Below are 19,313 nucleotides of genomic sequence, written 5' to 3' on the forward strand. Positions count from 1 at the left end.
TCGAGAGAAGGTCAATATGTCAGCAGAAGTAGTCCTCGGTCTCGACGCGGTGCTCACCATCGACGGTGCCGAAATTAAGAACGTCAAAGATTTGACGGTCAATCTCGAAAAAGCCGAAGCAGATGCGAGCACTCGTGACAACAACGGTTGGCGAGCCACCGTGGGCACACTCAAGGATGCCTCGATCGAGTTCACGGTCCTCAACAAGAACGGCGACACTTCGTTCTCGATGCTTCAGACGCTCTGGAGCAGTGGCACGCCCTGCGATGTCGACATCAGTGACGCCGGCGGTTCATTGACGCTGACCTGCGAAGTCATGAACTTCAATGTCAATCAAAACCTCGAAGAAGTGGTCTCGGCCGACGTGACACTCAAGCCCACTCAATCTGCGACCGGTAACGGAATCAACGTGCCGGTTGGTAGCGGAGCTTAATGAGACTGTGTGCCATAGATACTTACTAAGAAGCATGTTGTTCGACTCATTCTTTGGGCGGTGGTAACTGCTTAAGTTCACATCTGACTAGACTCTCCAGTGCGCGCAGGTGTTCTTCAGGAATACCGGAGACGACGGCCGAACCATAGACGCGAATCATGAAGTGAGCGAAACCGGCGGCACGACGGAAGGCAAGTTGGTCAAGCGTGGTATCTCTACCACAGCAGGGTGCGACGACCGCGAGATCAGTAAATGAGTCATCCCAGCAACGTGCGATGTTCTCGTTAAGCCAATCAGCCGGGATCGGCTTATGGCAGTTTGGACAAGAGGCTTCGACGGGCTTACGCCCGTGTGTGAAGAAGTGCGTCTCAGACCAAATCTCGGGGATAGCATCACGAACGCCGTCGACGCGATTAAGCAGATAGGCGACCACTTCACCAGCTGTCTTGTGATCCAGCGAGAACGCTGGGTCTCTCGGCAGTATTCGAAGGAATTGTGGCATCGCAGAATTGAGTCGCACACCGCAACGTTTTGCTGACGCCGCCACTGATCGAAGCGGAATACGTCAGGAATTGAATTATTCTACCAACGCCAGAGTGCGTTACCAACCCAAAAAGGCTCGCCGAAGGCCCTTAAGGCAACCATGTTGTCCGCAGCAGGCATCAAAATTCACGCTTCCAATCAATCGTTTGGGGAAGCATTCGGTGTTGAAAAAAGTCGCACATTGCGTCAAATGCCGCGTCGACAGAAACGACAAACGCACTGTCGTATGGATCAGTCTGACCATTTGAAAGTGTGAATTCAGTCTCGGCGACGCCTTCATCCACTTCGGTATTCCGTGAAGTATACGACTCCTCGTCGATGTTCAGCGTGTAAAAGAGAATAGCAGAATCGCCATTGCGGAGCACGCTTAGGTTATGAGTCGGCAAATCGCCATCGACCACGGTGTATTCGCAGGAGGTATGGTCGAGTGACGTTGTCAGAGCAGCGTGAAGCTCATCAGCAGAGTTGATTAAGGCCTGCGTTCCATTGATAAAAACTCGAAGCATTGAAATTTCTAGCGACGGACAACGGGTAAATATGCGGCCTGCCAATGGCGTGCCGGAATGAAGTTTGGAATCAACTTAAGTTTAGCTTTTATGGCTGATGAACGGAGTCCCATGCAAAAATTTATTGATCGACGCGGGCGAGTGTGGATCGTCGATATCGACAACACCACGCTACGCCGTGTGAAAGCACTTACCGACGTTCGCTTGTTGGACGCCATCGATGGCGATCTGATCACGCAACTGTCCAGCGACCCGCTGTTATTAGGTGACGTCCTGTTCGCGATTTGCAAACCGCAAGCGGACCAACAAGACGTCGATGATGAAGCATTCGCGGAAGGGCTGGCCGGCGACGCAATCGACGAAGCCTGCAAAGCGGTCGTCGATGCTTTAATCGCGTACTTCCCGGAGTCGCGTCGCCGTCTTCTGCGGAAGGCGGCCGACAAACAGCGGTTGATCGAGACACGGGGATTGGAAGCGATCGAACGGAGACTGGACGATCCGAAGTTGGTGGACATGCTTCTCAGCGACCTCGAACGGAAACTCGGGGCGCCGACGTTGAACGGATCGTCGTCGAACTCGCCGGAATTGTCGGAGTCGACCCCGGACCACTCACCCTCCGCCAGCTAATGCACATGGCCGACGCTCGACGACGTCACGATTGGAACATCGCATCGAGTGTCATGGCACTGACCGCTGAAATCAACCGCGATCGCCGCCGTCGTCGCAAACCGTTCAAGCCCGACGATTTCAACCCCTACACGGCGACCAAGCCTATGCCGGCGCGAGCTACCGTTCGCCAGGTCGCCAGTCTCTTGGGGGCAGCGTTTCACCCGTCCGACGCATCTCTTGGAACTTCTGATTCATGTCCCAAGTCCGAGCCGGAGCCGCCTACGTCGAACTGCTGACCAAGGATGCAGCGTTCGTCAAAGGTCTGCGATCAGCTCAGAAGCGATTGCAGTCGTTCGGTCAATCAACACGATTGCTCGGCACGAAGTTGATGGGGTTGGGCACCGCCGCCGCAGCCCCTCTGGCCGGAAGCGTCGCCATCTTTTCGAACTTCGACGATGCCATGCGAGGTGTCGCGGCCATTACTCAGGCGACTGAAACGCAGCTTGAGTCGCTCCGCAATACAGCTAAGAAGCTGGGAGCCACAACCAGCTACTCCGCTAGCGAAGTAGCATCGCTGATGACGGAACTCGGTCGCGCCGGTTTCAAGCCGGAACAGATCGAACGAATGACCGCCGCCGTGATGAACATGGCTCGAGCGACTGGCACCGATGCGACACAGGCGTCCGGCATCATGGCGGCAACGATCCGCCAGTTCAGCATGGAAGCCGGTGATGCCACTCGCGTCGCCGACGGACTGACCGCCGCAGCCAACAAGTCGTTCAACACCGTGGAGTCTCTCGGCGAAGCTTTGTCGTACGCTGGCCCGGTCGCTGCGGACGCCAATATGAGTCTCGAAGAGACGCTGGCGATCCTCGGAACACTTGGCAACATGGGCATCCAAGGTTCGTCGGCTGGTAACGCGATGCGCCGGCTGCTCACCATCAGTGCCGCCGAATCAGAGAAGTTTAAAACCACATTTGGTGTCACCACCAAAGATGCCAAGGGCAACGCTCGCTCGCTAGTCGACATCCTTGGCGAGGTTGCCGCAGCGACCGAAAACATGGGCACGGCGGAGAAGGCCGAGAAACTTAACGAAGTCTTCGGCTTGCTAGGCATCACCGCGGCCAGTTCGATCGGCAAGTCGGTGGCCGACACCCGCAAGCTCTACCAGCAACTGCAAAACGCAGGGGGGATCGCTGCCAAAACATCCGAGGAGATGGAAGGCGGCCTGGGCGGAGCATTCCGCATTCTAAAATCCTCTATCGAAGGCGTCGCCATCGCAATCGGCGAGTCGCTAGAAGGCAGCGTCACCAGCATGGTCAAAGCGTTCAGCCGCGCGGCGTCCGGCGTCATCGAGTGGATCAACAAGAACCAGAAGATCGTCAAGATTGCCGCGGCAAGTGCTGTGGCAATTTTTACTATCGGTGCGGCACTATTCGTCCTCGGTTCGTTCGCTGCTGCTGCCTCGTTTGCTGTCGGTGGACTAGCCACGATCTTTTCTTTTATCGGGGGCGCCATCGGCGTCATCGTCTCGGCTGTCGGCATGTTATTCACGCCACTGGGCCTGGTTGTTGCCGCGGTGGCAGCCCTCGGTGCCTACTTTCTCCATTCGACCGGCATCGCTGGCCAAGCGATCGAGTATCTCGGCAGCGTCTTCGAAGTCCTAAAGGCAGAGACGCTTGCCGCCTTCGGTGCAATCGCTAACGCACTGGCGGCAGGTGACATTACTGCAGCGGCCGATGTGCTTTGGTCCTATCTGAAATTGCAATGGATCAAAGGCACCACGTTTCTCCAAGCCAAGTGGGCCGAGTTCACTCAGTACATCTCCGATGTCTGGGCGGATTCGGCTTATGCCATTGGCGACGTGCTGATCGGTGCGTTGTCGGGACTCGCCGGTGTCTGGAACAGCACGCTCGGATTCATGGCCGACGGTTGGACGATCCTCACGTCTGCCGTGCAAAAAGGCTGGAACAGCACGATTGGGTTCCTCAAGAAGGGATTTTTGAAGCTTCACGAACTCGTCGACATCGCCGGCGATGTATCGGTGCAAATTGGGGGTGTGCTCATCAACGCATTGGCCGGAGTTGAGAATGCTTGGGTCGAAACCGTTGACTACCTTGCCGACACCTGGACGGTGTTTGTGGGCCAAGTGAAGTCGATGTGGAATTCCACCGTTGGCTTCCTCAAAAAGGCATGGATCAAACTCAAAGCTCTATTCGACGACGATATCAATGTCGACGTCGAGATGGCCAAGATTGATGCTGACACGCGGGCGGCCGATGCCGCCGAAGATCAACAGCGTCAACAAGCGATCATCAAACGGCAACAACGTCGATCGAAACGTAAGCATCAAATCGAAGCGAACCGTGTTGAGATGCAGAAAGGCATCGCCGACCAGCTCGCTGCACGGAGGAAAGCTCGCGAAGGTCAGAACATCGACGCCGACATCCGGGCGATCGACGCAGAGACCGATGCAAAGAACGCTGTTGTCGACCAGTCGAAAGAGCAGCAGTTTCGCAGCAACGACGCTGCACAAACAAAGCGTCAACAGATCATCGACGACGCGACCACGGGCGTGCAAAGTACGCTCGACCAAATGCGAGCCGAATCGAAAGCGGCACGCGAATCAGGGCGTCCCACCGCAGAAGATCGCCGCAACGATCGCGACGATCAAATCAAAAATGCACAGGCCCAGTTCGATGCCGCGGTGGATCGAGCCAACAGTGCAACAGCGTCATCGGATGCTGAACCCAATCCAGATGAAGCTGTTCCTCCTCAACCACTGGCGGCTCCGCCGAAGATGCCCGAACCTGGCGCAGTCGATATTCCCAAAGTCGATTTGCCCGGTATCGATGACCCAGAACTTCAGGCTCCGAAATCCAAGGACTTAAAACTCGGCCTTGATCGTGATGCTAAGGAGTCGCTGGACCGTTTCTCCTCAGGTCCAGAAACCGATCCAGCACAGACCGCTGCGGCTGGTGATTTTGAGACGCTTGGGCTGGGGCTCGGAAGCGGCGCCCGGAAACTTGAGCAGCTCCGGTTAGAACCAGTCGAGGACGCTGGCGAAGTGATCGTCGCTCCTAAATTGGAGATTCCTGAGAAGGCCGATGCCGCGGTCCCCGTGAACGTCCCCGAGCCGGTTGATCCCGAAATACCTGAGTTGGCAATCGAACAGCCAATGCTGGATATCGCTGCCGTTAACGAAGCTCTTGCTTTGGTGCGTCAGTCGCTAAGCGAATTCGACGCAGCGATATCGGGCACAACCTCCGCCTTGCGATTGCCCGCCTCTTCAGGCGACGGCATCACCGACGACATGAAGCGAGCAATCATCGCGACCGCTGAAAACACGCGGCGACTTGTTGAACGCTCCCAATCAGGAGGATTGGTGTTCAGCTGATGAGTTTCACTTCGGGAGGTTACCAATTTGACACCGCGGCTCTTTCCGAGAAAGCGTCGCGAGGCAAGTCACACTCGGACTTTGCTGCCTACGTTGCCACCAACGATGGCGACGTCGACCCGACTGCCGCGGCCGACGCAGCCTTTTCCTATTATGACGCCAACCACCATGACCTAGTTCCGCATCTGCAGATCGATGCCGAATACATCAATGCGCGGCACGCCCTGGTCAGTATCACGCTGAATCAAACGAAGCTGGATCCTGTTTCGTTCAGCACCACCGGTGCGACGACCCACCTAAATCAATCTCTGCAAACGCGAGGCATCTACGCAGCGCCGGGTGCCATTGCTCCGATCTACCACGGAGCGATCGGCGTCAGCGATTCAGGCGTTGCCGGCGTCGACATCACTGTACCGGCATTCGAGTTTTCGGTACGCAAGAAGTTCGAGTACGTCTCGACGGCGTATCTACTGGCGATGGTCTCGATGACCGGGCGAACCAACTCGTCGCCCTGGTCAATTTTCGCTGCCGGCGAAGCATTGTTCCTTGGTGGCGAAGGAGGCGAGGACGAGAACAACTGGGTTGATGTCACCTATCATTTCGCCGCTCGGCCGAACGAGTCAAACCTGACCATCGGAAACATCAGCGGTGTTGAAAAATACGGGTGGGATTACTTGTGGGTTAAACACGGTGAGAAGGTCGTGGGTGATCGGGTGCTGCAGGTTCCCGAGGCCGCCTACGTCGAACAGGTTTATCGCGGTGGTAATTTCGGCGTGCTGGGGATTTCGTAAACGATGGCACGACGCGTCCGTCCCGGCGATCCATTCCATATCACCGCCGCTGAATACAACCGGTTGCTCGCCGCGGCGGATGCGGCTCATCGCAACCGCCTGCCTGGTGGCGGTGGTCCCCGCACACATGTGCGAAACGCGGCGACTGTCCGTGTTCATAACACGTCGGCAGCGACCATTCCGATTGGCGGCATCGTCGGTTTCAATTCGCCACTGACCGATCCAACGGTGGGGCCGACCGAACTCGCACGCTTCGTTCGCGACGCGACGATCCAGTGCGTTATCCCCAACGAACAGGAACACACCGGTCGCGTTGGGGTTGCCATCGAACCGATTGCGGAAGACAAGGTCGGCCGCGTCGTGTTCGATGGCGTTGTGGCCGCGCGAGTCAACGTCGCCAAGACTTGGCATAAGTTTGCGGACGTGGGTGAGGCGGGAGGCGATACACTTCAGTCGAAACCGGATGGATCTGCCCAAATCCTCTGGCGAAACGATCCCAGCCAACTTGGCGATCAATGGGCGGTGGTTCGCATTGGCCGGTCTGCGGCTCCTGTGTACTTCATCGAAGTTCCCGCCGGTGGCATTGCGGAACGCCGAGGTATGCGCACAGGCAGTGCCGATTGCGACCTCTACCAATTCGACGAAGCAGGCGACGTTGAGCCCGTCGCTGATCCGGACGGTAACACGGTCCGGATTACCGCTCGGAATCATTCAGCACAGCGAATCCGCGGGCCGATTGCCGACTCGCCCAAACAATACCTGCAAGTAAGCTTCGATGGGCAGCGTTCATGGGTGATCGATCCGCCGAAACAAACGCTGCTTTGCAAACCCACAAAACGTCTGAAGGCGAAATCTTGGGGCGTGGCTCGCGAGCTGCGTTTCGATGGGACTCGCTGGATACCGCTTGGACCGCGTGTGTCAGTCTACAATGTCTGCGACTACGCGTTGCTGGCGAGCCAGCAGATTATCTGTCACTTCCATGAAGACACCAGCAGCTACCTGACGATCGGATGTCGATGTTGCGACGGCAGTAGTTCGTCCAGTTCGTCATCGTCAAGCAGTTCTACATCGAGCGGATCGTCATCGTCTAGCTCATCGGAATCGCATTCATCGAGTGGCTCGTCTAGCAGCAGCAGCAGTAGCTCGTCATCCTCATCGTCGAGCAGTGGGGCTAGCAGCAGTTCGTCAGATAGTTCGAGCATCAGCGGATCGAGCTCATCAAGTACGTCGTCGAGTCACAGCAGTTCGTCGTCACATTCTAGCAATGCATCATCAAGTTCAGATTCCAACTCATCGAGTGGCAGCTCCTCTCTAAGTAGCGTTTCGTCCTCATCATCACCCTCGGTGTCGGACAGCAGTTCGTCATCCGGCAATTCCGCATCTTTTAGCAACTCGGAGATCTCGTCCTCATCATCCGGGTCGTCATCGAGCCACTCAGAATCATCGAGCAGCGTCAGTAGTCACTCTAGCAATTCCGGCAGCACGCCGTCGCTCAGTAGTTCGACGTCGAAATCGACAAGCGAATCGTCCGTTGGGGAATCGTCGGCGAGTGAGTCGAGCGGTTCCGTCCAAAGCGTTTCGCAAAGCGATTCGAAGAGCGACTCGGACTCTCGCTCCGAAAGCTCGCCATCGCACAGTTGGGATGTGTCGGCAAGCAGCCTCAGTGGATCAGATACGAGCGACTCAGAATCGCATTCCGAGTCCGCTTCTGTGTCACGATCAACCAGCAGATCGGAAAGCGATTCCGATAGTGAACCAAGCGTCGATGCGAGTTCTGGATCACGGCACGATTCCATCAGCGAATCACGATCGTATCTCGGCAGTACTTCCGGTTCCGATAGTAATGCGTCCACCAGCGTGCCGGCATCATCCAGCGGCTTTGGATCGGAATCCACTTCACGGTCGACAAGCGATTCAATATCCGACGGTTCCGACAGCGATCGCCCAAGCCAAAGTCACTCCATCGAGGAACCTTCCCATGACAGCAGCGGCAGCAGCGAACCGTGTTACAGCACCTGGGTTTGGTCCTGCGGATGGGAACTGCTCGAAAGCGACTGTGACGACCCCGGTGAACCACCCTCAAGCACGGGAAGTTACGACGGCCAAGTGACGGAGATGACCGCATGATTCACTGCCCTCACCTATCCGGCGACAACGTGTGCTCGGTTGCCACCAGCCTGGCCGAATGCCAAGTCAAGACTTCGCCAGCGGCTTGCAACGCGTGCCAGAACGAAAGCAACCCGCGAGCGATTAACGTGGTCACCATCGGCATGGCATTGGTCAACCGTAAACGCCGCCGCAAAAACATCTCGCTATTGCAAACAATGCTCGGCAGCTATCTGCCGGAGGGCGATGTATCGCCTGCAACGCTGAAGATCACCAATTACCGGCCCGGTCCGGGAAACGAACTGAAAAACATGCTTGCATGGTTCGCAAAGCCGAGCGAAACGTGCAACTGCGAAACGCGAGTCGACACGATGAACGACTGGGGCGCCGAAGGCTGCCTGCGAAACATTGACACGATCGCCGACTGGTTACTCGAAGAAGCTCAATTGAGAGGAATGCCCCATGGAAGGTTCACTCGCGTCATCGCCAAGTCACTCGTTCAAACAGCCGTCCGAAAATTCCTACGCAAATTCCCCGACGGAACACCCGAGCCGAATGACAACGAAGATCGCGATTGATCGGCCGATCGTCGAGCGATGCTTTCTGATGAACCTCGATCGACGCGAGGATCGGCTCAAAGAGTGGATGGAGCAACTTCCCGATCCCTGGCCGTTTCCTCATCCCGAGCGTTTTACGGCGATCGACGGCCGCCGTGTCGCGACGCCTCCTCAGTGGCGTGCTGGAAACGGAGCTTGGGGATGCTACCGTTCGCATGCATTAATTCTCGAAAAATGTCTCATCGAGCGAATCGACTCTTACGTAGTCTTCGAAGACGACGCCGGGTTCTGCGACGATTTTGCAAATCAGCTCAAAGCCTACGTCACCGAGTTGCCGGCCGATTGGGGACTTGCGTATCTCGGTGGCCAACATCTTTATGCCGGCAAGCACCCACCGCACAAAATCAGCGAGCATGTTTACCGGCCGTACAACGTCAATCGGACGCATGCCTTCATGGTCCGTGGTCGTGAAAACATGAAGGTTTTGTACCGACACCTCCACTGGAGTGATTGGCACTCGAAACACCACATCGATCATCATCTTGGGCGATTGACCCAGCGCCGCTACCAATCACTCGTGCAAGGCAAGAACGTCGACAAAGAGTCGATCGCGGTCTACGCCCCCGACCGCTGGCTCGTCGGGCAACTACCGACCAAGTCCAATATCTGCGGTCGCAAGTGGGAACAGACACGCTTCTTCAACGACGCCCGCAACGCCGACCATTCGGACGCCCCTTTCTTCGCGGTGCTCGGTCCCCATCGCTCGGGGACATCCTGTGTCGCCATGGTTATGCATCATCTTGGCGTCCATATGGGCAACCAGCTCGGCGGTTATGAAGCGACCGGCGGTGGCGAAGCCGTCGGATTGGCCCAGCTTTGTGAAAAGGCGATGCGATTTCCCGCCGTCGATCCCACGATGTCGGATGAGCAGCTCACGCAACAGCTGAAGTCATGGATCGTCACTCGCAAAGCGGAAGCGAATCGCGACAAGACAGTGGCCGGCGGTAAATACCCGCATCTGTGTCGGTTTGTCGAGCATCTTCATGCTGGCCTCGGGGGATCACTGAAGGTCATCAGCGTCGAGCGTGACATCGAGGCGTCTATTCGAAGCCTGCAAAACCGCTCAGAAAAACATCGAGGCCAATGGTTTGCTGCCAGTGATGAACAATGCGAGCGTCTGCAGCGCTGCCTGATGCAGCACCGTGATGCATTCCTGGAAAAGCATCCCGAGATCGACGTCTTCCGCATCGAGTTCGCCGAGTTGACCACACATCCCGAAGAAGTCATTCGCAATTTGATCGAGTTCCTTGGCATCCAGCCAACCGACGAGGAGATCGCTTCGGCCATCGACCACGTCAATCCTGAACTGCGGAAGTTCGGCTGAGTTCCAAGGCGTTGCCCAACAATTTGAGAAAACAAAACGCGTGACTACTTGCTCTGTATTCCTGCATCACGACGATGATCCGGTGACCCGTGATCACTTTGCGAGACTCCAGCGTTTCTCGTCCGGCCCGACCGTCGCCGTCTCCTCCGCAACGCCACTTGCGACCGGGGAGTCTATCGCCGACTTCTCGCATTCGCATTGGCGAGCCCAAGTCGAACAACGTCCGAAACTCAAAGCGAAATCAACGGACCTGCTACTGATCGATTGGTTTCTCAATCGTCGCGTATCCGCAGATCGATACTTCATTGTCGAGTGGGATACCCTGGTCAACCAGTCCATCGACGATCTGCTATCACCCGTGACACAGTTTTCACTCGCGGCGCCGTCCATCCGTTTGTCCCATCGAGAGCCAGAGTGGTTTCGTCGCCAGAGACCGCACATCCCTGCAGAATTGCGACCACTGGCAACGGGCATGGTTCCCTTCTCTTGCATCATGGTATCGCATGCGGCTCTCAATCAAATTGCACTGCTCTACACCGAGGATATGCAGGGGCTTGGCGAGGTAACCGGTGAATTGCGGTTTGCAACGCTAGCGGCCCGCTGTGGGATAACACCCGTCAGCATTCCGAGTTTACACCGTATCACCTGGATGCCGTTTCAGCCGATTGGGTTGGGAGCGACGATCTATCACCCCGTCAAACATTCGTACGTTGACCCTCAGCCGTGGATGGAAGCCGATGAAATAGCGGCATTGGAATCACTTCTTCAGCCACACTTTCACGTTCTAGAGTATGGCTGCGGACACTCAACGTTTTGGTTGGCCGATCGCGTGGCGAAAGTGACTACCGTCGAGCACAACGCCAAGTGGCTCGCACGCGTCACGCCGTTTCCGCCCAACGTGGAGGTCCTCTTCGCACCGCCAGCCTGGCCATGCCCAAAGTTCGGTCCGGCCGAACCAGGACAATTCGAAGAGTACATCCACGTCGCAGCTGATCGGACGCCCGACCTCGTGCTGGTCGATGGACGCGCCAGAGTCCCCGCCTGTCGTCACTGGGCATCCAGAGCGCCGACCATTCTTCACGACGCCCATCGGTCCCGCTACGGCGAACTGCCAAAGAGATTTTTAGCCGGCAGTCTCGCCAGGATCCTACCGGAGGAATTGCCGAATGAAACTCAGTGAGATCACCTTTTGCATCAAGACAATCCATCGCCCCTGGTCCTGTCACCGACTGGTTGAATCGCTCCATCAGCATATCGAGAGTCCTAACATTATCGTCGTGGACGACGGACGTCCCGAGGCTAGATTCAGCGGCAAGTACCCAGACACCGCAAAACGCTGCACCGTGATCAACCTGGACCAGCACGACGTCGGTGTGGGTGTCGGCCGCAATACCGCCGTCGATGCAGTGAAGTCCGAGTACTTGTTCTTGCTGGACGACGACCACGTTGTGACGCCGAACCTGTACCTCGATAAACTTATCGAACGCTTCGATAGCCTTGACGTCGACCTTCTGGGTGTCCGGCAAGGATCCGGCGGTCGGCCGACGATGCTATCGCCGTTGATGAAGGGCCGGCGAATTTGGATGCATCGTGGCGAGATCCGGCGAAACGGTCACGTCGCTTGGTGTCACATGTCCTCCAATGCGTTTCTCGCTCGCACCGACACGATCCGGTCCCTTCGGTGGGATGAAGAATTGAAGACGTACGAGCACTGGGAGTTCTTTTACCGTGCCAAGCTGGCTCATCTGCCGGTAGCAGTCGCCGGCGATTGTTTCATTCGCCACGCCCACGTGACGAGCGACGCTTACCGCCCCCTCCGCGGACGATCAAAGTTCCGCTCGATGGGACTTCGTAAACACGGATTTCATTCGATGCGTTATCCCGGAGGCCAGATTGTCCGTGCGTGATCAAGTTACTTATTGCATCAAAACGATTCATCGCCCCCAGTGTTGTGCCGCCCTCATTCGTAGCATTCACCAGCATTGTGCCGAGGATCGCCCCGCGATTCACGTTCTCGATGATGGTAAACCCGAATTGCGTTTTTCGGCCAATTGTCCCACTGAAGCAGCAATGGTCGACCGTATCATTGAGACGAAATACGACATCGGACTTTCCGCAGGACGCAACCGCCTTCTCGACGCCAGCGAAACTCCGATCGTGGTCTTCACTGACGACGACCACCTGGTCACCGAGCAAACAAAACTGGTTGAATTGGTCAAAACGCTGAACAAGCATCACGACCTCGACCTGCTCGCGGCTCTATCGAATCAGCAAGAACGCCCAAAGCTCATGCGAGTTGATGGCAAGACACTGCGGATCCCTCGCGGCTATTACCGACAGCGCGGCTCGATTCGTTGGTGCCACTATGTCGGCAACTGTTTCGTTGCCTATCGCGATATCCTGCAAGCGATCCGGTGGGATGAATCACTCAAGGTCGAAGAGCACTGGGATTTCTTCTGGCGATGCAAAGTCGCTGGCGTCAATGTTGCCTGTGATATCAATCGTTCGTTTCGCCACGAGCATGTCGATCCGCCAGGGTACATTCGGCGGCGGCCACGGTTCCTCAAAGCAGCACTTAGGAAACACGGATTGGAGAAAGTGATTTGGCGATGATTGACATACCAGCATTGGAATACCACCTCGCCCACGGTTGCAATCTGTCGTGTCAGCAGTGTAGTCACTACAGCAATTTGCGTCTCGCCGGGAAACTGCCGACACCGGCGGATGCTCGCCGCGAATATTTGTCGTGGTCGAATCGCGTTCGGCCTCACCGTTTCGCCCTGCTCGGCGGCGAGCCGCTCTTGAACCCGCATTTGATCGAGCACTTGCGTTTGGCCCGCCAGTATTGGCCCGATTCCAACTTGATGCTCGTTACAAACGGTTTTTTCTTCGATCGTCATCCCGAGTTGCCTGCGACGTTGGTGGATACCAATTGCCGTCTCGAAGTCAGCCAGCACGGCACACATCAGCCGTATATGGATCGTTTCAACGCGGCAAAGAGAACAGTATGGCAATGGCGAGCCGACTATCCCGCAATCCAGATCAAGATTCGCCAGTCACATCGTGGCTGGATGCGGCAGTATCGAGTCGAAGACGGCAAGCCGATGCCTTTCAATTCCAAGCCCGAGTCCGCCTACCGCATCTGCATGCAGAAAACTTGCACCCAGTTGTTTCGCGAAAGCTTGTGGAAATGTCCCGCGCTCGCGTATCACGCCCTTGTGGAACAACGACTGAAACTCGAAACCATCCCTGCGTGGCAACTTTTCCGCGACTACAAGGCATGCCCTGCATCGGCCACTGATGAAGAGCTAAGAACCTTCGTCCAGTCGAAGGCGATCCCGCAATGTGGACTGTGCCCAAGCAAACGTGTCCCGTTCAAACATCGAGATCCAACCCAGAGTGGAAAGATCTGATTCCGTACCCTTTTGGTGTCGAATACGATGCTCACTTCTTTTCGCGATCAAGACAATCTCATCTATGCAATGCTCTTGGCAAAACGACACAAGTAATTCGGTAAAGGATGAGACGAGTTTGCTCGCTTGGAAATTACTGTGGTGGATACCAAAGTTCATTGCTGTGAGTATTTATCAGGTTTCTCGGCGTTAAATGAAATAGAATCCCTGTCTCGCGCATCTCTATTTTTGTGAAAGCGAGATTTTACGCGAACCCTTGCGACGCGAACGCGTCTATCTCTCCGAATACACAAGTCACATTCACGCCACGAGCGAGTAACGAGCTTTCTGATGTTTTTACAAATGAAAACCCAATCCAGTCGACTCGAACAGATACACGAAGGCAGTATCTTCGGCGGGCAACCGTTGAATGATAATGCCCCGGCGTATTCGCGTCTGATGTGACACTCGCTTTCATTAGCGAACGACTTCTTCATGAAGGCTCGGTGTCACGCAGACACCTGAGCCTTTTTTCGTGTCCGCACCGAACGGGCACCACAACAACGAACCCAATTTGGGCTGGTAGCTGAGACGGTCTAGCGGCGGTCTGAAGAACCGCAGACGAGGATTCGAGCGCCTCCCGGCCCACTGACAAGGAAGATATGCGCCGACGGCAACCGCCGCGGCGATTGACGCAACACAACATCGGATACAGTTGCAGGAGGAAGCACGCCTGGTTTGGGACCAGGAGGCTGTTTTCATTTGTGGGTGGCTCCGCCACGGGCGGTTCGACTCCGAGGTGTCCGACTTAAAGTCGCCTTTCGCTCCGCGAAAGTATTGCAAATTTTGCGGAGAAAAAGGCGACAAAAGGTAGTCGAGGGCTGGTCGCCCAAATCCGCCTGATACGCGGGTCGCGCTGAGTTCGATCCTCGGGGCTACCACTTTGGAAGTTTGAAGTCAGAAGAGTGAAATGAGAATAAGTTTCCAAACTTCCAACTTCGCCCTTCAATCTTCCAAGGTCCTTATAAGGCGACAGAGCGCGAGTGAAATTCCCGCTGGCGCCGACTGAAAAGAAACAACGACGACAACACATGGGATTGTGGCAGACAAGGTAATGCATCGGACTCTTAATCCGAGCGATGTGAGTTCGATTCTCACCGATCCCACCTTTCGGAAGTTTGACGTAGGAAGTTAGAAGTTTGAAAGTTTCACACTTCGCCCTTCTAACTTCTATTGATCTTTGACAAATTGGTAGTGATGCATTTTTGCGCCCATGATGTAGCGGTAGCCTGCTGCCTTGCCATGGCGGAAGTGTGGGTTCAACTCCCACTGGGCGCTTTGCAGAATCCGGTGTGGCCCAATGGTAAGGCGGCTCCCTGTTAAGGAGACGAGTGTTGGTTCGAGTCCATCCGCCGGAGCTTCGCGAAGTTTGAAGGGTGAAGCGAGAAGTGTGGAATAGCTCGCTTCGTTCCACACCTCGCCCTTCAAACTTCCGCATATTTCGTGTCCTTGGCCGAGCGGCAAAGGTTCCGGACTTCCAATCCGGCTAGGTGGGTTCGACTCCCGCAGGACACTCTGTTTAATTGTGAAAACTCTCTCCGGCGCGTAGTCGCGACGTGAGCCTTTGAAGCTCGCAGGTCGGGTTCAATTCCCGGACGGAGTGCTTTGTTGATAAAGACCAAATGCCGGAGTAGCAGTTGTTGGTCGCTGCACCTCGCTCTGAACGAGGAGTTCATTGGTTCGATTCCAGTCTCCGGTGCTGTGGCCGTCCTGTATTGGTTTCAGGAACTTCACTGTGAACGAAGTCCATGTCGGTTCAATTCCGATCGGTCACCCTCGCGAACATTTTCGGTGGCAAGTTCCTCTGGGAAGGAAGCTTGATTGTCTATCAAGTCGCTGCGGGTTCGACTCCCGTTGCCATCGCTTTCAAGAACGCCGCATTCGACTACTGGCTAGGTCGGCTGCTTCTCAGGCAGCAGGAAGGAGATCGAAACTCCTATGCGGTACTTAAGGTCGCCTTTCACTCCGCGAAAGCAGCATGGCTAAACGCATCTTTCACGGAGTGAAAGGCGACAATCTCGGCGTGGTAGATTCTGATGGCAGAATCGTCTGGTTTTCATCCAGGAGTCCGCGGGTTCGATTCCCGCTCACGTCACTGCGTTTGATAACGCAATACGGAAGTCACCCGGCCGGATGAGGACACTGTCTTGAAAACAGCTGCGGTGAAACCGTCGATGTGTTCGAGTGCAGAATCCACTTTGGGGCTTCCGATTCGTTGACTGAATCATGGGAGCGTTTCCACACGGGAGACTGTAAATCTTCTGCCTTTAATTGTGTGGTAGTCGGCGAGAGGTGCGATTCCTTGCGTTCCCACTTTTGCAAACACACACGTCTCTGGTGTAACGGTAGCACTGCTGATTCCAAACCAGTTAGTCAGGGTTCAAGTCCTTGGGGACGTGCTTTTAGGTCCTGTGGTCCAACGGAGACGACACCTGTTTTACACGCAGGAAACGATGGTTCGATTCCATCCGGGACTACTGCTGGCGTCACGGTGACGCTGGCCTGCAATTAACCAAGGAGAACGACGATGTCCAGAAATGTGAAGTACGTGCAATGTGCGATGAGACGCGACATCGCCAGCGGATCAGTACGAACGACATCGTACATCCCGCAAGAGTTTGCGAAAGTCGGCCGCGTGCTGAGGTTGAAAGACGACAACGTAGGTTGGGTCGACGGTTGGGTGGTCGAATTCGTCGGTGACGAGATCGTCGAAGGCGACCAACTTCCTGATTCGCACAAGGCAATCAAGAATCACCGCAAGTCGACGGGCGACAGTACGCCGCGACTCCGAGCGTAACACGGAAAGAAGTTTGAAGGGTGAAGTAAGAAGTTTGAAGGACATGACCGAACCTTTTTTCACACTTCACCCTTCTTACTTCAAACTTCCGATCGCCTAGATACGCCAACCGGCCGAGCGGCTCGCTTTAAACCCGAGTGTTTGCAGGTTCGACTCCTGCTCTGGGCACTTTTTAAATTCAACGAAGAACAACATGGGGCGCTCGTCCAACGGGAAGACGTCTGTTTTGCACGCAGAAAATCGGGGTTCGATTCCCCGGTGCTCCACTTTTCGCAAACGCTGAGGTAGGCCAACGGCGAGCCGCTTGTCTTAGGAACAAGTGCTTGCGGGTTCGACTCCCGCCCTCAGTACTGATTCAACAAGCTGTGGTACGCAAACCGGCAAAGCGGCGAATTTCAAACGTTCGTGTTTGAGGGTTCGACTCCCTCCCGCAGTACTTCGTCAACAACGTCATCACCAATGGAGAACGACCGATGAGAAAGGAACAGTACCACTATGACTACGTTTACGTGATTCACGATTTCCTCGATGAGTCGGAATGCCAAGCGTACATCGCACTCGCGGAGTCATTGGGTTTCGATGACGCGCCGATCACGACCTCCGCCGGAGCAGTCATCCGAAAGGACGTCCGAAACAATACGCGAGTGATGAAGGACGACCTCGAAGTTGCGGCAGATTTGTGGACGCGAGCCGAACCTTGGGTCGTGTCACCTTGGCGAAGTCGTCGAGCGATCGGATTAAATGAACGATTGCGTTTCTACCGCTACGAACCCGGACAGACGTTTGCCCCTCACTATGACGGGGCGTTTGAACGAGAGAATGGCGAGCGAAGCGAGTTCACCTTCCTGATCTACCTGAACGACGAGTTTACTGGTGGCAGCACCGGGTTCTTTCAGCCTGGACGATTTCAAGTGCAGCCGAAGACCGGAAGCCTGCTGCTGTTTCATCATCCGCAACTGCATGAAGGTGCGGTCGTTGAATCGGGAACCAAATATGTCTTGCGTTCGGACGTGATGTACGAATCGCAAGCGTAAACATTTCGCTGCCCTGCGAAAGCGGGGCAGCGATTCAAACAGCCAAGTGGTGGAACCGGTAGACACGCGACACTCAGAATGTCGTGCCCACATGCGGCGTGCGAGTTCAACTCTCGCCTTGGCTACTTTCACTTTTAAACGTGAAACAACGATGCGGGTGAGCCAGGCTCATCCGGGCCTCATAAGCCTGGACCGTCGGGTGCGACCCCCGAACCCGCTACTCAGTGTCGTCTTTCGCTCCGCGAAAGTAACGGGACAGGATGCTACTTTCGCAGAGCGAAAGGCAACTAACGGTCGATTACGCAAACAGGCAAATCTGCAAGCATAAGAGGCTTTTTAAATTGACTTTGCATGTTCGACTCCTGTCTCGACTAGTTAAACACGATCGCGTGGTCCAGCGGCTAAGACGCCTGCGTGACAAGCAGGAGACCGATGGTTCGATTCCATCCGTGATCACTTTTGGTCGTTGATCGCCCCGCGATCATAACGTTTGGTTCGCGGAGCGAACCACGACAATACGGAAGGCAGCCGGATACGGTTTGCCGGGCCGCACTGCTAACGCGTGCCACCTTCGGGTGATGAGGGTTCGACTCCCTCGCCTTCCGCTAGTTTGTAACGGCTCGATAGTGAAACGGACATCATCTCTGGCTTCTAACCAGAAGCTTTTGGTGAGACGTTCGATTCCTGATCGGGCTATTGCCGATATTCGCAGTCAAGTTGGCTGCCGGCATCTGTTCGCTTGTTTGACACTTTTGAAAGGCAATGTCATGAACATGCAACTAATTGAGCGTCAATTCACGCGAATTGGTGCTCGAGCGAAGATTCATCCCGCTTCGCGACGAAACGGTATTGAAGGAATCTCGATCGACATCGGAAACGATGCCGACGGTGAGTTCTTTGACATCGAAGTCGCCGGACCGAAGATGGCCGAAACTCGTGTCCTCGACGTTCAACCGAGCATGCGGCACCTGTTGTTGATGGCGGACCAGCGTGACGGAAAGCACAAGTTCCTGTGCGGACACGACGAGCGACATTGGTTCGTCGCTGCGGTACCTGAGCGTGCTGCAGTTTCAACGGTCCGAACCGCGTTCGATGCGTTGAAGCCGGTTGCCGTGCGAGCGTTGGAGAACCGTCTCGGCGTGAAGCCGCGCAAGCGGAATCGTCGACGTAATGAAGCGTTCATCCGTCAGGGCGAGTGGTTCTTCGTGCCAGTCGAGAATCCAGCGTTGGTCGATGAGCGTCTAGCTCTACGAAACGAGCCGATTGCACGCGGCGGTGGAAAGCCGCACATTTGCGAAGAGGTGGTTCGGCAGGGCGGACAACTGGTTTACATCAGTAACCAGCACCCCAGCGGATTGACCGAGGGACAGCGAATGCGATTGATCAGTCGTAAGCCTGAACTTCGTCACCTGCACTGGGTCGCTCAACGTCGAAACCCAAGCGTGTTTGTTCGCGGACGAGTTCGTCATCCGGATCACAAGACCATCGTCTTGAACGGTTGGCACCATGTCCTGATGAACACTGAAAACGAGTCGATCGCAATGCGACATGTCGCTTTCATCGACTGAATCTCGGTCCCGCACTTCGGTGCGGGGCTTTTTCCCAAGCCGACGTGGCTCGATGTAGAAAGGCACCGCTCTTGTAAAGCGACCCATGCTGGTGCGAACCCAGTCGTCGGCTCTTGTTACTTAATGATCAATAATA

General features: G+C 55.5%; 16 protein-coding genes and 19 tRNA genes. 33 read left to right on the top strand and 2 right to left on the bottom strand.

Features of this window, described 5'->3' with window-relative positions:
- Positions 1-16: 16 nt before the first annotated feature.
- Positions 17-433: a phage tail tube protein gene (locus SH528x_RS16655; protein ID WP_442511646.1), complete on the top strand. Its 417-nt coding sequence runs from the start codon at positions 17-19 to the stop codon at positions 431-433.
- Between the two features lie 46 nt (positions 434-479).
- Here SH528x_RS16655 and SH528x_RS16660 read toward each other — a convergent pair whose 3' ends face one another.
- Both SH528x_RS16660 and SH528x_RS16665 read right to left on the bottom strand, forming a co-directional pair.
- Entirely contained in the window at positions 480-935 is a 456-nt protein-coding gene (locus SH528x_RS16660) for a hypothetical protein (protein WP_442511647.1), read from the bottom strand.
- Positions 936-1,095: 160 nt separating this feature from the next.
- Positions 1,096-1,482 carry a hypothetical protein gene (locus tag SH528x_RS16665; RefSeq protein WP_442511648.1) on the bottom strand — a complete coding sequence of 129 codons (387 nt, stop codon included), beginning with the start codon at positions 1,480-1,482 and terminating at the stop codon, positions 1,096-1,098.
- A gap of 111 nt (positions 1,483-1,593) precedes the next feature.
- On the opposite strand from SH528x_RS16665, the gene SH528x_RS16670 reads away from it, so the two are divergent.
- From SH528x_RS16670 to SH528x_RS16825, 32 genes are all read left to right on the top strand, one after another.
- Positions 1,594-2,109, top strand: coding sequence for a hypothetical protein (locus tag SH528x_RS16670; protein WP_442511649.1), 516 nt, complete (start codon positions 1,594-1,596; stop codon positions 2,107-2,109).
- Between the two features lie 235 nt (positions 2,110-2,344).
- Positions 2,345-5,488, top strand: a complete 3,144-nt coding sequence (locus SH528x_RS16675; RefSeq protein WP_442511650.1) for a phage tail tape measure protein — start codon at positions 2,345-2,347, stop codon at positions 5,486-5,488.
- Positions 5,488-6,279 (top strand): hypothetical protein, encoded by a 792-nt coding sequence (locus SH528x_RS16680; RefSeq protein WP_442511651.1) that lies wholly within the window; start codon positions 5,488-5,490, stop codon positions 6,277-6,279. Before SH528x_RS16675 ends, SH528x_RS16680 begins: the two co-directional genes overlap by 1 nt.
- 3 nt (positions 6,280-6,282) lie before the next feature.
- Entirely contained in the window at positions 6,283-8,406 is a 2,124-nt protein-coding gene (locus tag SH528x_RS16685; protein ID WP_442511652.1) for a hypothetical protein, read from the top strand.
- Positions 8,403-8,963: a hypothetical protein gene (locus tag SH528x_RS16690; protein ID WP_442511653.1), complete on the top strand. Its 561-nt coding sequence runs from the start codon at positions 8,403-8,405 to the stop codon at positions 8,961-8,963. Before SH528x_RS16685 ends, SH528x_RS16690 begins: the two co-directional genes overlap by 4 nt.
- Positions 8,941-10,326, top strand: coding sequence for a sulfotransferase (locus SH528x_RS16695; protein WP_442511654.1), 1,386 nt, complete (start codon positions 8,941-8,943; stop codon positions 10,324-10,326). Before SH528x_RS16690 ends, SH528x_RS16695 begins: the two co-directional genes overlap by 23 nt.
- A gap of 40 nt (positions 10,327-10,366) precedes the next feature.
- The gene (locus SH528x_RS16700; RefSeq protein WP_442511655.1) at positions 10,367-11,506 is read left to right on the top strand and encodes a hypothetical protein; all 1,140 of its coding nucleotides are present in this window, start codon (positions 10,367-10,369) and stop codon (positions 11,504-11,506) included.
- Positions 11,493-12,233 carry a glycosyltransferase family 2 protein gene (locus tag SH528x_RS16705; protein ID WP_442511656.1) on the top strand — a complete coding sequence of 247 codons (741 nt, stop codon included), beginning with the start codon at positions 11,493-11,495 and terminating at the stop codon, positions 12,231-12,233. Before SH528x_RS16700 ends, SH528x_RS16705 begins: the two co-directional genes overlap by 14 nt.
- The gene (locus tag SH528x_RS16710; protein WP_442511657.1) at positions 12,226-12,939 is read left to right on the top strand and encodes a glycosyltransferase family 2 protein; all 714 of its coding nucleotides are present in this window, start codon (positions 12,226-12,228) and stop codon (positions 12,937-12,939) included. The genes SH528x_RS16705 and SH528x_RS16710 overlap by 8 nt, the downstream gene beginning before the upstream one ends.
- Entirely contained in the window at positions 12,936-13,739 is an 804-nt protein-coding gene (locus SH528x_RS16715) for a radical SAM protein (RefSeq protein WP_442511658.1), read from the top strand. Before SH528x_RS16710 ends, SH528x_RS16715 begins: the two co-directional genes overlap by 4 nt.
- A gap of 555 nt (positions 13,740-14,294) precedes the next feature.
- Positions 14,295-14,366, top strand: a tRNA-Phe gene (locus tag SH528x_RS16720).
- Between the two features lie 445 nt (positions 14,367-14,811).
- Positions 14,812-14,884: transfer RNA gene (locus tag SH528x_RS16725), tRNA-Lys, on the top strand.
- Positions 14,885-14,985: 101 nt separating this feature from the next.
- Positions 14,986-15,056, top strand: a tRNA-Gly gene (locus SH528x_RS16730).
- Between the two features lie 8 nt (positions 15,057-15,064).
- A tRNA-Asn gene (locus SH528x_RS16735) sits at positions 15,065-15,136 on the top strand.
- Between the two features lie 85 nt (positions 15,137-15,221).
- A tRNA-Gly gene (locus SH528x_RS16740) sits at positions 15,222-15,293 on the top strand.
- Between the two features lie 109 nt (positions 15,294-15,402).
- Positions 15,403-15,477 (top strand) — tRNA-Gln (locus SH528x_RS16745).
- A 91-nt stretch (positions 15,478-15,568) separates the two neighbouring features.
- A tRNA-Asp gene (locus SH528x_RS16750) sits at positions 15,569-15,641 on the top strand.
- Positions 15,642-15,798: 157 nt separating this feature from the next.
- Positions 15,799-15,873 (top strand) — tRNA-Glu (locus SH528x_RS16755).
- A gap of 233 nt (positions 15,874-16,106) precedes the next feature.
- Positions 16,107-16,177: transfer RNA gene (locus SH528x_RS16760), tRNA-Trp, on the top strand.
- Between the two features lie 6 nt (positions 16,178-16,183).
- Positions 16,184-16,255, top strand: a tRNA-Val gene (locus tag SH528x_RS16765).
- Between the two features lie 50 nt (positions 16,256-16,305).
- A complete protein-coding gene (locus tag SH528x_RS16770) occupies positions 16,306-16,575 on the top strand; it encodes a hypothetical protein (protein WP_442511659.1) in 270 nt (89 codons plus the stop codon).
- A gap of 94 nt (positions 16,576-16,669) precedes the next feature.
- A tRNA-Leu gene (locus SH528x_RS16775) sits at positions 16,670-16,743 on the top strand.
- 27 nt (positions 16,744-16,770) lie between these two features.
- Positions 16,771-16,841 (top strand) — tRNA-Ala (locus tag SH528x_RS16780).
- A 12-nt stretch (positions 16,842-16,853) separates the two neighbouring features.
- A tRNA-Leu gene (locus tag SH528x_RS16785) sits at positions 16,854-16,925 on the top strand.
- 12 nt (positions 16,926-16,937) lie between these two features.
- Positions 16,938-17,011 (top strand) — tRNA-Leu (locus SH528x_RS16790).
- A 37-nt stretch (positions 17,012-17,048) separates the two neighbouring features.
- On the top strand, positions 17,049-17,609 hold the full coding sequence (locus SH528x_RS16795) for a prolyl hydroxylase family protein (protein WP_442511660.1): 561 nt from the start codon (positions 17,049-17,051) through the stop codon (positions 17,607-17,609).
- A 40-nt stretch (positions 17,610-17,649) separates the two neighbouring features.
- Positions 17,650-17,734: transfer RNA gene (locus SH528x_RS16800), tRNA-Leu, on the top strand.
- A gap of 258 nt (positions 17,735-17,992) precedes the next feature.
- Positions 17,993-18,065, top strand: a tRNA-Val gene (locus SH528x_RS16805).
- Positions 18,066-18,128: 63 nt separating this feature from the next.
- A tRNA-Ser gene (locus SH528x_RS16810) sits at positions 18,129-18,214 on the top strand.
- A gap of 12 nt (positions 18,215-18,226) precedes the next feature.
- Positions 18,227-18,305: transfer RNA gene (locus SH528x_RS16815), tRNA-Arg, on the top strand.
- Between the two features lie 71 nt (positions 18,306-18,376).
- A complete protein-coding gene (locus SH528x_RS16820; protein ID WP_442511661.1) occupies positions 18,377-19,177 on the top strand; it encodes a hypothetical protein in 801 nt (266 codons plus the stop codon).
- A gap of 38 nt (positions 19,178-19,215) precedes the next feature.
- Positions 19,216-19,289 (top strand) — tRNA-Thr (locus tag SH528x_RS16825).
- The last annotated feature ends 24 nt before the right edge of the window (positions 19,290-19,313 follow it).

This window comes from Novipirellula methanifontis, assembly GCF_052161655.1.
Lineage (GTDB): Bacteria > Planctomycetota > Planctomycetia > Pirellulales > Pirellulaceae > Novipirellula.